The sequence below is a fragment of the Scytonema sp. HK-05 genome, assembly GCF_963872035.1.
GTDB lineage: Bacteria > Cyanobacteriota > Cyanobacteriia > Cyanobacteriales > Nostocaceae > Kalymmatonema.
This window is the reverse complement of sequence record NZ_CAWMYC010000124.1, coordinates 1-15,786: the sequence shown is the minus strand read 5'-3', so window position 1 is coordinate 15,786 and position 15,786 is coordinate 1. Positions and strand designations below refer to the sequence as shown.

7 protein-coding genes, 1 tRNA gene and 1 CRISPR repeat array are annotated in these 15,786 nt (G+C 43.6%); of the genes, 4 read left to right on the top strand and 4 right to left on the bottom strand.

All coding sequences use genetic code 11. The features are described 5' to 3' along the window. Positions 1–607 precede the first annotated feature (607 nt). The 3 genes from AACT52_RS26450 (at position 608) to AACT52_RS26440 (ending at position 8,611) form a co-directional block, all read left to right on the top strand. Positions 608–1,672 carry an exostosin family protein gene (locus tag AACT52_RS26450; protein WP_073634007.1) on the top strand — a complete coding sequence of 355 codons (1,065 nt, stop codon included), beginning with the start codon at positions 608–610 and terminating at the stop codon, positions 1,670–1,672. Positions 1,673–2,295: 623 nt separating this feature from the next. Then, a CRISPR array of direct repeats spans positions 2,296–4,363; the repeat unit is 37 nt; unit sequence GTTTCAATCCCTAATAGGGATTCGTAGAAATTGTAAC. A gap of 860 nt (positions 4,364–5,223) precedes the next feature. Further along, positions 5,224–6,042 (top strand): carbon-nitrogen hydrolase family protein, encoded by an 819-nt coding sequence (locus AACT52_RS26445; RefSeq protein ID WP_073634006.1) that lies wholly within the window; start codon positions 5,224–5,226, stop codon positions 6,040–6,042. A gap of 718 nt (positions 6,043–6,760) precedes the next feature. Beyond that, a complete protein-coding gene (locus tag AACT52_RS26440) occupies positions 6,761–8,611 on the top strand; it encodes a polysaccharide deacetylase family protein (RefSeq protein ID WP_073634004.1) in 1,851 nt (616 codons plus the stop codon). 91 nt (positions 8,612–8,702) lie between these two features. On the opposite strand, the gene fba is transcribed toward AACT52_RS26440, so the two are convergent. The 4 genes from fba to pdhA form a co-directional block, all read right to left on the bottom strand. Beyond that, positions 8,703–9,782: a class II fructose-bisphosphate aldolase gene (gene fba, locus AACT52_RS26435; RefSeq protein WP_041035195.1), complete on the bottom strand. Its 1,080-nt coding sequence runs from the start codon at positions 9,780–9,782 to the stop codon at positions 8,703–8,705. 272 nt (positions 9,783–10,054) lie between these two features. Then, a tRNA-Lys gene (locus tag AACT52_RS26430) sits at positions 10,055–10,126 on the bottom strand. Between the two features lie 63 nt (positions 10,127–10,189). Beyond that, positions 10,190–11,026, bottom strand: a complete 837-nt coding sequence (locus AACT52_RS26425; RefSeq protein ID WP_073634003.1) for an aldose epimerase family protein — start codon at positions 11,024–11,026, stop codon at positions 10,190–10,192. 148 nt (positions 11,027–11,174) lie between these two features. Beyond that, positions 11,175–12,212 carry a pyruvate dehydrogenase (acetyl-transferring) E1 component subunit alpha gene (gene pdhA / locus AACT52_RS26420; protein ID WP_073634002.1) on the bottom strand — a complete coding sequence of 346 codons (1,038 nt, stop codon included), beginning with the start codon at positions 12,210–12,212 and terminating at the stop codon, positions 11,175–11,177. 725 nt (positions 12,213–12,937) lie between these two features. On the opposite strand from pdhA, the gene AACT52_RS26415 reads away from it, so the two are divergent. Beyond that, positions 12,938–15,286 carry an IMS domain-containing protein gene (locus AACT52_RS26415; RefSeq protein WP_073634001.1) on the top strand — a complete coding sequence of 783 codons (2,349 nt, stop codon included), beginning with the start codon at positions 12,938–12,940 and terminating at the stop codon, positions 15,284–15,286. Positions 15,287–15,786: the final 500 nt, after the last annotated feature.

Below are 15,786 nucleotides of genomic sequence, written 5' to 3'. Positions count from 1 at the left end.
CGTCCTATAAACTGGGCGGGCTAGAAGCCATACGTGTCAACTTAAGCTGAAAACTTTGTAGTTACGGCATATCACGCCTTTATACTTGCTCACAATTCTCGTTCTACCCCACCCCGGTTTTGTCTCGTGCCAAAATCTCCCCTCCCCTTTGTAAGGGGAGGGGTTGGGGGTGGGGTAAATCAACGTGGAATAAAGGTTTGAACGTGATTGTTGACACCAATGGCTAGAAGCCCACCCCACAACATTGCATTGGATAATTTATTTGTTGGAATACCCTTAATTACCAAAGAAAGGCACATGGCAGAGGGCAAGCTATGCTCAAGCAAGGAAAGCAGTTGTAATCAGTGCTGTCGCGCAACGTTGTTGCGCAGCATTGGCTGAAAACAAATTATTGGGCTAATATTGGGAAGCTATTAGCTTGCGCCCTTCAATATCCGTGCAACTACCGCTGTCTATGGCTTTCAGCGCCTTAGAGCTTAGAGGATGTCTGAAAAGTCAAAATTTTTGGTGTTTATTAAACTTTTTTCACCATTTTTGAGATGTCAGGGGAGCAACCGTTGAGCCTTCCGATTGTTTGTACTCTATACGTTTTTATAACTTCAGCCCTATGTCTCAAATTAAGCCATCCAATCATTACTATATTTATATAAAACGAGGTCAAAAGCCAATTCCTTGGAATATATACGACCCTAATCCACCGACTGAACTCGGCTTAAGTGATTATTTTAGTAAAGTATTCCAGGCTATGGAAAAAAGTTTGAATCTCAGCGGTTTAATATTTTATATAACTTGGGACGAAATTGATGAACTCCCATCATATGGACAAAATGTTGTTGCTGTCGTGCTGGGAGATGAATGGTGTCGCATACCAAAATATTTTCATAAGGTCAAGGCTGTATTTAAGTGCCTTGGCACATCCCCAATGCTTGGGTGTAATCCCTTCCTCAAGCCTTCTTTGATAAACCTTTTGACACTGATTCAATTTCTCAGAATCTTGGTTTTACGCTTGCCTTGGGTGGTAAATTATCAGTTTTACAAGTTTAAGAGTTTGCTATCCGGCACAGCCAAAATTCCACCCATCTACGATATTCCACAGGGCTATGGCAACTCAAAGGATTTGCCAATTAAGGATATAGAAGCACGCCCCTATGAACTTTTTTTTGCTGGCAGCTTAGTTCAGGTACCATTACCTGTATGGTCTTTGAAGTACTGGTTGGGAACTCCAAAAACCCTTTCTCGAAAATTAATGGTATCAAGTTTAAATAGTTTCAAGGAAAAATATCCTGAATATAAAATTGAATTATCAATTACTCCTGGTTTTCATTATTCAATGAATGAAGGTGGAAACAGCTATTCTGAAAGAATGATGAATACCAAAATATGCATTGTCCCTAGAGGTACTTCGTTTGAAACCATTCGCTTGTTTGAAGGAATGAGATATGGTTGCATCTTAGTAACGGAAGTTTTACCTCCACGATGGTTTTTAGATGGATCACCTGCTATTCAGATAAGAGATTGGGGCGAATTAGAGGAGATACTAAAAAAGCTGCTTACAAACAAGCAACTCATGCAAGAAAAACACCAGGAATCTTTGAATTGGTGGAATAAGAAATGTTCGGAAGCTGTTGTGGGAGCGTACATTGCTGAAAAATTGAACTTATTATCCACCTGAGCCTCGCTGAGTCCTATGCCTTCGGCACGGCTGAGCGCAGAGCGCACGCCAAGGGCGAACGCCGAACGGACACGCTACGCGAACGCGAGAATTCAAAATTCAAAATTCAAATTTTAAAAATAATTAATAAATTTTGAATTGACTGTAAGTAAGTCGGCAAGAAAAAACCAAACTATGTAAAGAAAAGTAAAATTTCTGTATTTGGCTCGTAGTAGCGCTATGGCTGACGCCACGCTGCGCGAACAGCGCTAAAGCGCTACTACAAACCAGTGATGATTATTTGCGCCGACTTACTTAGGTTTGAATTCCTAAGTACAGCTTTGCATTAATTCGTAGCGTTTTAAAACGCAGAGGGACGCGGTGAACCAGCGCTGCAGGAGGGTTTCCCTCCGCAGGCGACTGGTGAACCCGAAGGGAGTCAGCGCAGAGTAACGCAGAGCCTTTCTGAAATTAATTCGTTACGAACTTGTGAAATTCTGTACTAAGAACGATTCGTAGAAGCTGTAACTTCAAACCACAGACACAATTAGATCTCTTGCATAAATCTTATTTTGTCTCGCGCAAAGGCGCAAAGACGCAAAGAGTAACACTAAAAAAGGTACTTACGAAATGTAGGCAACGATGTTTCAATCCCTAATAGGAATTCGTAGAAATTGTAACAAGCTACGCACCTGGTCAATGTTGAGAAAATTAGGTTTCAATCCCTAATAGGGATTCGTAGAAATTGTAACACCTTGAAACTAGAAGCGCTTAAAGCATCCGATAAGTTTCAATCCCTAATAGGGATTCGTAGAAATTGTAACATTAAAAGTAATATCTACTTGTACTTCACCTAAAGTTTCAATCCCTAATAGGGATTCGTAGAAATTGTAACTTTTCTGCCTTGAATTCAAAGCCACACTCTGTACAGGTTTCAATCCCTAATAGGGATTCGTAGAAATTGTAACACCCTTAAGCTTGGCTTTGTTCCCCTTGTTGAGATTATGCGTTTCAATCCCTAATAGGGATTCGTAGAAATTGTAACCTGAAATCTCTTTGGAATGTATACCATTTTATTAGGTTTCAATCCCTAATAGGGATTCGTAGAAATTGTAACGTTTCTTTAGTCAATTGTCTATTGGCAGCTTCGAGTTTCAATCCCTAATAGGGATTCGTAGAAATTGTAACTTAAAGGTAATATCTACTTGTACTTCACCAAGGGTTTCAATCCCTAATAGGGATTCGTAGAAATTGTAACCTCTTACTCGAAGACTTGAAATTCCATTCAAATTGTTTCAATCCCTAATAGGGATTCGTAGAAATTGTAACCAGTTGCTTCAAGTGTTGGATTAAGCGCCAACGGGTTTCAATCCCTAATAGGGATTCGTAGAAATTGTAACTCCTTGGTGCCGCCTTTCGTTTTGTGAATTGCAGGTTTCAATCCCTAATAGGGATTCGTAGAAATTGTAACATAAGCCGGAAACGCTCTTTAGCAGGTATTACACAGTTTCAATCCCTAATAGGGATTCGTAGAAATTGTAACAAGGAAAATCAGAACAGGTGAAAAAAGGCTAGTAGGTTTCAATCCCTAATAGGGATTCGTAGAAATTGTAACTTCGCGCGTTGTCTCCTTCAACCACAAGGGTAATCGCGCCTGTTTCAATCCCTAATAGGGATTCGTAGAAATTGTAACAGGATTCTCTACTAGTGTTCAAGATAGGTTAATAGTTTCAATCCCTAATAGGGATTCGTAGAAATTGTAACGGTTCGAGACGCGGTGGGATTTGCTCGAAGGAAGCTGTTTCAATCCCTAATAGGGATTCGTAGAAATTGTAACCAGCGTCGCCCAGGAGGGGCAGCAAGGCGGGTTGGGTAGTGTGTTTCAATCCCTAATAGGGATTCGTAGAAATTGTAACGCAGGATTGTTGGTTTTGTTAATAATTAAATATTCGTTTCAATCCCTAATAGGGATTCGTAGAAATTGTAACCTTTTTTGAACCTCTAGCCTTTGACTTTTTTATAGTGTTTCAATCCCTAATAGGGATTCGTAGAAATTGTAACTCAATCACAGTTGTAAGGCGAAAAAACACAAAACTGTTTCAATCCCTAATAGGGATTCGTAGAAATTGTAACTAAATGTACTAACAGATACTATTACCCTCACTGCTGTTTCAATCCCTAATAGGGATTCGTAGAAATTGTAACCTCGTTCTTGTAATTGCATAGATTAACATGACAAGTTTCAATCCCTAATAGGGATTCGTAGAAATTGTAACCAACCTGGAGACTCTGCAAAACAAAGTGATAACGGGATGTTTCAATCCCTAATAGGGATTCGTAGAAATTGTAACGTCGGGGTTTCCTGGGTTCATGTTATTGAGTACAGTTTCAATCCCTAATAGGGATTCGTAGAAATTGTAACCACTTGTCGTAGGTTTGTATAGAGACGAATATTACGTTTCAATCCCTAATAGGGATTCGTAGAAATTGTAACCAACAGGCATATTTTTACTTAGGATGATTTCATCTTGTTTCAATCCCTAATAGGGATTCGTAGAAATTGTAACTATGTTTGTGCTTTATTATTTTGGCTAAAACCATCGGTTTCAATCCCTAATAGGGATTCGTAGAAATTGTAACAATGGAGCTACTAATAGTACAGCTTGGGAAAATAAGTTTCAATCCCTAATAGGGATTCGTAGAAATTGTAACCGCTGGCATATGAAAGGCTTACTATATTCAGTTTTCTAGGTTCAGTTGCGCGAATCGGTAAAAGCATACCGTTTTCAGACGCGATTCCAAAATCTTCTGTTTCATCATACAAGCGAAAACCTTTATTTGGCAAGCTTTTGAGAGATTGCGCGGATGGTAAATTGGTTATGAACTCTTCAAAGCCTTGTATCATGGGTTGTTCAGCGATTTTTTGACTTCCGTTTAAGAAAACACCCACCCTTCCGCGCAGCAGATATCTCTAATCGCGTTGCTTTTACCTATTATGACAACCATTTTAGAGTGCGATCGCCTTCTGGGGAAGCTCCACCGACAAGCAAGACAATTTTTATAACAGCCATTCTAAAGTGCGATCGCCTTCGGCGGGCGCTCTGCGCTATCGCTCCAAAAAAGCTGTTCCTTGCCGAATCGTTTGCTGGATGATTCGTAACTCACACTGAGGAATCAGCCGACCACAAGATGATGCAATTGAAAATATAGGAATATTAGCAGATTATGTGGGGCAATGAGTTTTTTTAGGACTTTTAGTCTTAAAATTCTTCTAAATTCGCAATTTCTTCTTAAATTGAAGGCTACCAGCTTCTCAACAGAGAGATATTTTGGTAATCTCTCGTAAACCAGGGTATAAGTCTAGCGTTGCTTAGACCAGAAAAATCTGGAATTTCACGGTGTAGCATATATCCTCTCAAATGTACAGTTGGACTAAATGATTTAACCAACTCGGTTGCTTTGTCCATTGTTAACATTCCATCACACAAGACTTGTTGAGGACAAGTTAACTTTTCTTAGTGTGGTAGCTTAACTGTTTTCAACCTCACACAACATTATTCATTGTTGAATTTATGAAGTCTTATCTAGCCGCCGCTATTCAAATGACCAGTGTGTCCAATTTACAAAAAAACTTGGCACAAGCAGAGGAATTCATCGATTTAGCCGTGCGTCAGGGTGCTGAATTAATTGGTTTGCCAGAAAACTTCTCTTTCATGGGAGAAGAAAATGAAAAACTCGCTCAAGCTTCGGCGATCGCCACCGAAACAGAAACATTTCTCAAAACGATGGCGCAGCGTTTTCAAATCACCATCTTAGGTGGTGGCTTTCCAGTTCCTGTAGACCATACCAGCAATAGAGTCTACAACACTGCCTTACTTATCGACCCTAGTGGGCAAGAACTCGCGCGTTACCAAAAGGTACACCTGTTTGATGTTAACGTCCCAGACGGCAACACCTATCGAGAATCTACTACAGTCATGGCTGGCACGCAATTGCCCCCTGTCTACTTCTCGCAAGAACTGGGTAATATAGGGCTATCAGTTTGCTATGATGTTCGCTTTCCTGAACTCTACCGACACATAGCTTACAAAAACGGGGATGTCATATTTGTACCGGCTGCCTTTACTGCCTTCACAGGCAAAGACCATTGGCAAGTCTTACTGCAAGCCCGTGCCATTGAAAATACCTGCTATATTATTGCTCCAGCACAAACTGGAATCAACTACGCTCGCCGCCAAACTCACGGACACGCCATGATTATAGACCCTTGGGGAGCGATTTTAGCCGATGCTGGTGAGGAGCCGGGAGTGGCGATCGCCGAAATTAACCCTTCAAGGCTAGAACAAGTCCGCCGTCAAATGCCTAGCCTACAACACCGTGTCTTTGTGTGATTTTGCCCAATTTTTTTTCGTTTCCTACTTCCCCTCCCTGCTTGCGGGGAGGGGTTAGGGGTGGGGTTCTTTCGTTTCCTACTTCCCCTCCCTGCTTGCGGAGAGCAGCGCCCTTCGGGTATGCCTTCGGCACGTCTGAGTCCTTCGGACAGGCTGAGTCCCTGTCGGGACAGGCTGAGTCCCTGTCGGAACAGGCGAACGCGAACGCGAACGCGAACGACGAACGCAGTCGCCTAGCTCGGGAGACCCTCCAAAGAGCGCTGTCTGATCGTGCGGGGGTTCCCCCGGTTGAGGCGACTGCGGAGGAGGGGTTAGGGGTGGGGTTTTTTCGTTTCCTACTTCCCCTCCCTGCTTGCGGGGAGGGGTTAGAGGTGGGGTTTTTGCGTTTCCTACTTCCCCTCCCTGCTTGCGGGGAGGGGCTAGGGGTGGGGTTTTTGCGTCCACCTAACGGGACTTAAACAAAAAAACAAAGGAACTTAACTAGTATCAAGCTCAGTCTAACCAACAGAAACGCCTAAATTTGCCGAGCTTGAGTATGTAACAAATATCAACTTTGTATAAAATTCCCGATGTAATGCTTAGCCGTCCTTATAGTTTTATTAACTTTTATTTATACTTTTGCCTCTTCTCCTTATAACGAATAGGGAATAAAGTGTAAGCGTCACTTTAAGTGGAATCAATGCAGCGTCACAGAGCGGAAGCGTTCTGGAACTTAAGTATGAAGCTAATCCTTAATAATCGTATCCTGAATTACATATTTTTTAATTTCCCTACCCGAAGCATATTTCATGCCCTCATTTGTGGATTGTTTACTGTCTCAGGATTGTTACCGCAACTGGCTGTTGCTCGTCGTTCACATCCAAGACATACTGAGCCTAAATATAGTGAGCCTAAAAGCACTCCCACAACGACCAATGAAGCTTGCAGCAATGATGTAGGGGTAAATAACCAAGTTTCCCAGTTGGCTAGCAATTTTGTTTTGGCATCCACTTGGATCAGTAAGCCTAACTGGGGACTAGAAAACATTGTCGAAGCCGTCGGTCCGTACGTCTATGCCTTCTTGAATCGTAGTGCTTGGCCCAACATTAATGAACGGGCGAAGCAGGCAAGAGTACCGATTCTCATGTATCACGACATCTTACCAAAAAAAGAAGTCTTTTTTGATGTCACCCCAGAAGAATTAGAAGAGCATTTCCAGACTCTTAAAGAGAATGGCATGACTCCCATCAGTCTTGACCAGCTCACGACTCATTTACAAACTGGAATGCCACTGCCAGAAAAACCAGTTCTGTTGACATTCGATGACGGTTACGGGGGACATTACCAGTATGTTTACCCTTTGATGAAAAAATACGGTTACCCTGCTGTATTTTCTATTTACACCAGTGGTGTCGGCAACAACGCTGGTCGAACTCACGTGAGTTGGGAACAACTCAAGGAAATGGCAGCTGACCCCTTGGTAACAATTGCATCCCATAGTGTCAGTCACCCACCAGATTTAACAGTTTTGCCACCAGAACAAATTCAAAAAGAAGTTGTTGAGTCTAAGGCAACTTTGGAGGCAAAGTTAGGCATTCCCATTCGGTACTTCACCTATCCTGCTGGAAAATATGATGCACAAGTTGCAAATATGGTGCAAACAGCAGGGTATGAGTTAGCATTAACCATGAATGATGTGGATGAACGATTTGCAGGTGCATCAGAAAGTTTATTGGCAGTTTCCCGGTTTGGTCAATCGAAATTAAAAGATGCGATCGCCCAAGCTTGGGGAGGACCGCAATTACCAAGCTGGAAAATAGGCTTTAACTTTGCAAGTCCAGTTCAAAGAACTGACATCACGATTGACAAAATTCCCCTCATCCTAGTTTCAGGTGGCAAACCGATAACCATCCACGCAGATAGCCGTTATACAGTTAAGGAGATTTTAGCTAAAAGTAACACCAATGCTGTAGCGGCTGTAGACGGGGGATTCTTCTCCATGAAATTTTTAAATTCCAATGTGATGATTGGACCAGTATACAGCCAGGTGACAAAACAATTCATTCCTGGCAACAATTGGGACATCCAGAAAATTGCTACACGTCCATTGGTACTGATTAGCCCTCACCAAGTGCGCTTCATTCCCTTCGATCCAACAAAGCACAATACCTTAGAAGGAATACAAGCTGAAATGCCTGAAGTCACTGATGCTTTTGTTGCAGCAGCCTGGCTGGTTAAAGATGGTCAACCCCAGGAAGCAAGCACCTTTAACAAGCTGTTTGACTTTGATGCTGCGCGTTATCGGGCTTTTTGGGGTATTAACCAAAATAAACAAGCCACTATCGGTGTTTCTCTGGAATCTGTTGACTCCATATCTTTGGGAGCAGCACTAGTTAAGGCTGGGTTACAGGATGTCGTTATGGTTGATTCGGGTCAAAGTACTTCCTTGGTTTACCAAGGGGAATCTCTCGTACGTTACGAACCTCGCCCTGTCCCGCATGCCGTTGCACTTTTAGCACCTGGTGGGGCAATGAGTAACACCCCGTCCTGCGTTTTAGTGCAAGATAAAACAAAAAACCGGGGAACTTAAGTACCACCCGGCTCTGTCTACGCAAAGAGAATCCTCAGTAATTTAGGGACACAGCTAATTATGTAGTGTCCCTATTTACTTATTCTGTAAACTAAACGGTTGCAGCTTTCTTGGTCACTGCGTTAAGTTCGCCCTTGGCATACTTAGCAGCAAAGTCTTCGAGTGAAATCTGCTTAATCTTGCTAGCATTGCCAGCGGTGCCAAACTGCTGATAGCGCTCAACACAAACCTTCTGCATATACTTGATAGAAGGCTTGAGGAAGTGACGGGGGTCAAATTCCTTGGGATTTGCTGCCAAAGCTTCACGCACAGCAGCGGTAATCGCCAGACGGTTGTCCGTGTCAATATTCACCTTACGCACACCGCTCTTGATACCTTTTTGGATTTCTTCTACGGGTACGCCATAGGTTTCGGGAATTGCACCACCATACTGGTTGATCAGTGCAAGCAAATCTTCGGGTACAGAGGAAGAACCGTGCATTACCAAGTGGGTGTTGGGCAAACGGCGGTGAATTTCTTCAATGCGGCTGATTGCCAAAATTTCCCCAGTAGGCTTGCGGGTGAATTTATAAGCACCGTGGCTGGTACCAATAGCTACCGCCAAAGCATCTACCTGAGTTTGCTCCACAAAGTCAACTGCTTGATCTGGGTCAGTCAAAAGTTGGTCGTGGGAAAGAACGCCTTCCGCACCGTGACCATCTTCAGCTTCACCCGTACCAGTTTCCAAAGAACCCAAGCAACCGAGTTCGCCTTCAACGCTGACGCCCAACGAGTGAGCCACTTTCACCACTTCGCGGGTAGTGTTAACGTTGTACTCGTAGCTAGCGGGGGTCTTGGCATCGGCTTCCAGGGAACCATCCATCATCACGCTGGTAAAGCCGTTTTTAATCGCTGAGTAGCAGGTAGCAGGTTCATTGCCATGATCTTGGTGCATGGTAATGGGAATATGAGGGTAGGTTTCTACCGCTGCCAAAATCAGGTGGCGGAGGAAGTTTTCACCAGCATACTTACGAGCACCACGAGAAGCTTGCAAAATCACGGGGCTATCTGTCTCTTGGGCAGCTTGCACAATTGCTTGAATCTGCTCCAAGTTGTTAACGTTGAAAGCTGGTATGCCGTAACCGTTCTCTGCTGCATGATCCAACAGCAGCCGCAAAGGTACGAGCGCCATAGATAGTCCTCCTAATAGGGTTGTCAGCTAGTGGGTGAGACAAGCGTACGTAATGTATACGCTATTCTTAATAGTATTTTAAGCTTATAGGAAATTATAACTAGTGATGGGTACCTTATGTTGAAAAACTTTAACCAAAGTAGGGTGCACATTGCCCACATCACTCTACCATTTCGATGACTTACTTTTGTACCTTGAGTTACAAGGGACAAATAAACTGGTTGTCCAACTCACAACTTGGAGTCTTTATGAACCACTGATTATTTTTTTTATGGGTCGCCCGGGATTCGAACCCGGAACTAATCGGTTAAAAGCCGAGTACTCTACCGTTGAGTTAGCGACCCGTTCCGTCATTGGCAATGACTAAGCTATCATAGCATAACCTGACCGAGATTTGTAAAGGGGGTTTAGAAAAAATTTGCTGTCAGGCGTACAGTTGCCGTATGACTGGCTTGCGGCTTTAACACAGTCAAATGTTCACCTGTGTTTATAGCGTTGCGAGGAGCGCTCCAGGGTTCCAGGCAGTAATAGTTTTTGCCTTTAACAGTCCAAAAGACCAGAGTGGAATATGTATCGTCATATTCCAGCGTCAATTTCAGTTTGCGAGCATGATCTGTGACTGTAGCTGATTTAGCGCTGAGCTGCTTAAAGGCTACATCAATTTCATCACGGTTAAAATCAAAATCCCCGTTAAATGAGTGAATTTCCTTGGTTATTTGGTCTTGGTACTCCTGTCCGGGAATTTCAAACTTGAGTTGAGTTTTATCCACTGTGAGAAAGTAAGGATGAAATCCTGTAGAAAAAGGCATTGGTTCAGTGGAAAGATTGGTATACTGCTGCTTGATTTCTAATGTATTGCCCTCTATTTGATAAGTAAAAGCGAGTTTAAAGTCAAAAGGATAAACTGCGCGTGTTTGCTCGTTGCTGCTCAAGACTAAAGTGAGGCTCGCTTTTTCTGGAGTCACTTGGTCTTGTGTAGATTTCCAAGGCAAGTCACGGGCAAAGCCATGTTGTTTGAGAGTGTATTGCTTGTCGTTGAGGGTGTAAGTGTTATCAGGTAAGTTCCCGCAGATGGGAAACAATATTGGAATTCCACCCCTGACACTTAATTGAGGATTAGCAAAGCGTTCTTCGTCCAGGTAAAGAATTTCTTGATTTTGTACTTGCCAGCTGGTGATGATACCACCTCTTTCTGGCACGACCTCCAGCCGGGACTGATTTGTTTGGATATACTGTTTATTCATTGTTATTGCTATTGGAGTGCGTAGACGTGGAACGGAGTCTGTTCGTTAGATATCGCAAACACTGCTGTTGATCGACGCGCTATAGCGCTTCTGTAGATTAGTTAGGAGACGCGCCAGTTAAAAGACGCGCCATCACGAGCCTCTAGAATTATTCGTCTTCCGCAAACACAAAGCGATACAACTCGCTGGGATCTGGTTCGGGGCTACTTTCAGCGAATTTCACGGCTTCGTCGATAACTTGCTGTATCTTACGGTCAACTGCTTTAAGTTCTTCATGGGAAGCCAAGTTTTGCTCGACCATATAAGCAGCCAATTTCTTAATTGGATCACGAGCAAACCAAAACTCTTTTTCAGCCTTGCTTCGCAACTCGTCTGGATCAGCTAGAGAGTGACCCCGAAAGCGGTAAGTCAGGGCTTCAATTAAGGTGGGACCTTCTCCTGCGCGGGCGCGGGCTACGGCTTCCTGCGCTACTGCTCGCACCGCCAGGATATCCATACCATCGACTTCCACACCCACCATGTTAAATGCATTAGCTTTCTTGTAAATCTCTGGTTGGGAAGTCGCGCGTTCGTGAGCCATGCCGATCGCCCACTTATTATTTTCCACTACAAATAGTATCGGTAGTTTCCACAGCGCAGCCATATTGAGCGTCTCGAAAAACTGACCGTTATTAGCAGCTCCATCGCCAAAAAAGCAAGCGCTGACTTGGTCGGCGTTTGGATCACCTAACACTTCCCGGCGGTACTTCGTCTGAAAAGCCGCCCCAGCAGCTACAGGAATTCCCTCAGCCACAAAAGCATAACCACCTAGTAGCCGATGTTCCTTAGAGAACATATGCATCGAACCACCACGTCCTTTGCTGCACCCTGTGGCTTTGCCAAATAACTCTGCCACGACTTCTTTTGCCGGGACTCCTGCACTTAGAGCATGAACGTGGTCACGGTAAGTGCTGCACACAAAATCTTCACCCGGTCGCATCGCGCCTTTGATGATACCGCTGGAAACGGCTTCCTGACCATTATACAGGTGGACAAAACCAAACATTTTGCCTCTGTAGTACATTTCGGCACACTTATCTTCAAAGGTGCGCCCTAGTACCATGTCCTCGTACAACAGCAACCCTTCTTCTTTAGTTATCTGTACGGTAGCCGCATCAAATTTGGGTAATGTGCGTTCTTGAACCATTATTTTGTGAGTGTTCCTGTCGTAAAACTTAAAGTTATGATTTGAGATAAGTAGCGCTTGCTCAGCGTAAGCTTTTAAAAAGATAGCGTTTAAAGGAGTCAATAATCAAACTTGATTCACTGCTGTGGTTCATCTCGTTCTACAGCAATGGGTAGTATGGCAACCTTGATTTCTAGATTACCAACCAAAATAGCAAGTTTTCTGCATATTTATTAACAATTTAGAAAAATGGTCGCGAAAGTAAGTATTTCTCTGTAGATTCTTGTAATGAAAGAATAACTTATGATATACTTTGGTTCGCTCTCTAGTAGCAAACCTATAAAACTAAAACGGTGCTTCTCTGACCGTATGCCGAAGAAAGTGGTTCTGAACCACCTCCAGGAATGGTCAAGCCAAACATTTAGGACAGAAAGTAAAAATATATTCTTGCAAGCACAGTATTATTATTTATGTTGCTATTTAAAATCCTATGCTGAGTTTCTGGTGTATCAAGCAAGTTGCAGTATTGTACCAGAAATAATAAAAAGATTATTAAAAAGTTTAGAGACTTCTCAGCTAAGGGAAAAGACTAGTACCATAGCAAGATTAGATTTTTGGAAAAATACGAGTAAAGTTGTTGCAAAACACACTTGTGGTGTGGGGTCAACATGTTATTATGGCACTTTTTTACAGGGCTGGAATACTCTAGGAGAATTATGTTGATCGCGCTGCAGGGGACGTGAGCCGTGCGCATTCCGCTAGATTACTACAGAATTTTAGGGATACCGATGGCGGCAAGTGAGGAACAGTTGCGGCAGGCATATGGCGATCGCATCGTACAATTGCCGCGCCGTGAGTATTCCCAAGCAGCAATTACATCTCGAAGAAACCTTATAGAAGAAGCTTATCTTGTTCTTTGTGACCCAAAAGAACGCAAAAGGTACGATCAGCTTTATCTTGCTCATGCGTATGGTTCTGACAGCACTCAAGGTGGCGCTGTCGCTGTTGAAAGCCGCGAACAAGGCAAGCTTGGTCGTATTGATTCTCAATCTCTAAGTATCGAAATTTCCCAAGATGAATTAGTTGGTGCTTTGTTGATTTTGCAAGAACTTGGGGAATATGAGCTTGTCCTACAACTGGGTCGTCCATACCTGGTTAATAGAAACCTTACAACAGGGAGTTTTCAAGGAGATACACAGGAGATTTCGGAAATTCCTTCTCCTGCTGCTGAACGTCCAGATGTTGTGCTTACGGTTTCCCTTGCTTGTTTGGAACTGGGGCGCGAGCAATGGCAGCAAAGTCACTACGAAAATGCTGCGATTTCCTTGGAAACGGGAGAGGAACTTCTCGCACGCGAAGGGTTATTCCCAAGCGTTCGGGCAGAAATTCAGTCTGACTTGTATAGATTGCGACCATATCGAATTTTGGAATTACTCGCACTCCCTGAAGAACAGACGAGTGAACGAAAACAAGGGTTGCAATTATTGCATGATATTTTAGATGAGCGCGGTGGGATTGATGGGACTGGAAACGACAAATCTGGTCTGAGTATAGATGATTTTCTGCGATTTATTCAGCAACTGCGTAACTACCTAACAGTCGCAGAGCAGCACAAACTATTTGAAGGTGAAAGCAGACGTCCCTCAGCAGTCGCTACTTATTTAGCCGTTTATGCTTCAATAGCACGGGGGTTCACTCAACGCCAACCCGCATTAATTCGTCAGGCAAAGCAAATGCTGCTCCGTCTGGGGAGACGTCAAGATGTCCATCTGGAACAGTCGCTGTGTGCGCTTTTGCTCGGGCAAACAGAAGAAGCAAGCCGTGCTTTAGAACTTTCGCAAGAGTACGAGGCTCTGGCTTTTATTCGGGAAAATTCTCAAGACTCTCCCGACCTGTTACCAGGACTGTGTTTATACGGGGAACGGTGGTTGCAAAACGAAGTATTTCCCAACTTTCGAGATTTAGTGGAACAGCCAGCTTCCCTGAAAGATTATTTTGCCGACCAACAGGTGCAAGCTTATTTAGAAGCTCTTCCCACACAAACACAAACCACAAATGAAGCGACGGTCATGAACCGCCAGTCTTCCCAAACGCAAACCACTCGTCGGAGTCGGCGCAACAATTTTCAAGTGGTTGAGGGACAACTCCCAACTCAAAAAATTCCCAACTCAGAAATACCACCCACATTAACCCCGAAAAACCCTGACTCTTCAAACTTTTCCTCAGCCAGTGATACGACATCACCTTCTGCTTCGGGTACTTGGTGGAGTGCAAATGCAGAAACACCAGTAGCACCAATTCCCAACACAAACCCGACATCTCGAGCAACTTACCACAATTTGAATGGTCGGTCCAAACTGGAGACAGCGCAGAGTCAAGGGCAAACCCAAAGGAGGCGCAAACGCAGTCGTGCCACTTCAGGAGGTGGTTCAGATAACCGTCATCGGTCTACTCATCGTCGGCAACTTTTTGCCCGTATTTCTCCAGCGCAAATGCGGTTTTTGGGCATAATGTTTGCTTGTTTGGGGAGCCTGTTGGTGTTGTGGTTGTTGATGGCAGCAACTCTGGGATTGTTCAAACATCTGTTTTACCCTGGACCCTCGTTGCAAGGCGAACAGTTATCAGTCGAGTTGAATCAACCCCTAGTCCCTATTCCCGACCAAAATAGCAAACCACAATTACCAGCTGGACCTCTGAGTGAAACCACAGCCGCAGAAATGGTTCAGGCTTGGCTAGATACCAAAGCTGCAGCTTTCGGACCCAACCATGAGATTGATAGTTTGGGAAATATTTTAGTTGGTTCATCCTTGACAAAATGGCGGGGATGGGCACAACAGGAAAGATTAGCTAACCGCTATCGGAAATACGAGCATAGCGTGAAAGTAGAATCTTTGGAGAAAAATAATGCTGATCCAAATCACGCTGCGGTAGAAGCTTCGGTGACTGAAGTGACACAGTATTATGAGAATGGTCAAATAAAAAACCCAGAACCTGCGAAGGACAAGGTGCTAGTTAGGTATGGATTGGTTCGTGTAGATGGTGTGTGGCGTATTCGGGATATGTCAGTTCTTAACAAGATAAGTATGATTTTTTAGATAAAAAAATGAATCATAAATGAGAGGAAAAAGTCTATAGCAATCCTCCGCACATTTGTGAAAATTGCCCATGCTTAGATTCCCGACTTCTTAAAGAAGTCGGGAATCTTGTTGTTCACAAATGATTAAGGATTGCTATAGATGGCAAAATGTCAAGACTTTTTATCTCAAAGAAAGCTAGGTTATACCAAATCCGGATCTAATACCCCCTTTATAATTTAGTCCTTGTCTTGCGAACGAGCGTTTGTGTGCCCGTAAACTCCGCGATTACGAACATCGCCTGGGCTAAAAAGGGTTAGAAAAGCGGATTTGGTATTACTTCTATCTAAGTACAGGATTTCACAAGTTCGTAGCGTTATAGTTCGTAGTTGCGCTAAGCGCGAAGACAGCGCAACTACAACCCCTTATTGCGATATGAATTTATGAAATGCAGTACTAAGCTTCCTTTAGCTAATTCGGGCAGAAGCCCCACGTCTCACCCGTAGGGGAGCGTGGGATGA

What these genes read in the sequence shown, in the direction of transcription:
- AACT52_RS26425 (WP_073634003.1), bottom strand. Translation starts at nt 11,026, where the DNA reads ATGAATAAACAGTATATCCAAACAAATCAGTCCCGGCTGGAGGTCGTG.
- AACT52_RS26445 (WP_073634006.1), top strand. Translation starts at nt 5,224, where the DNA reads ATGAAGTCTTATCTAGCCGCCGCTATTCAAATGACCAGTGTGTCCAAT.
- pdhA (WP_073634002.1), bottom strand. Translation starts at nt 12,212, where the DNA reads ATGGTTCAAGAACGCACATTACCCAAATTTGATGCGGCTACCGTACAG.
- AACT52_RS26450 (WP_073634007.1), top strand. Translation starts at nt 608, where the DNA reads ATGTCTCAAATTAAGCCATCCAATCATTACTATATTTATATAAAACGA.
- AACT52_RS26440 (WP_073634004.1), top strand. Translation starts at nt 6,761, where the DNA reads ATGAAGCTAATCCTTAATAATCGTATCCTGAATTACATATTTTTTAAT.
- fba (WP_041035195.1), bottom strand. Translation starts at nt 9,782, where the DNA reads ATGGCGCTCGTACCTTTGCGGCTGCTGTTGGATCATGCAGCAGAGAAC.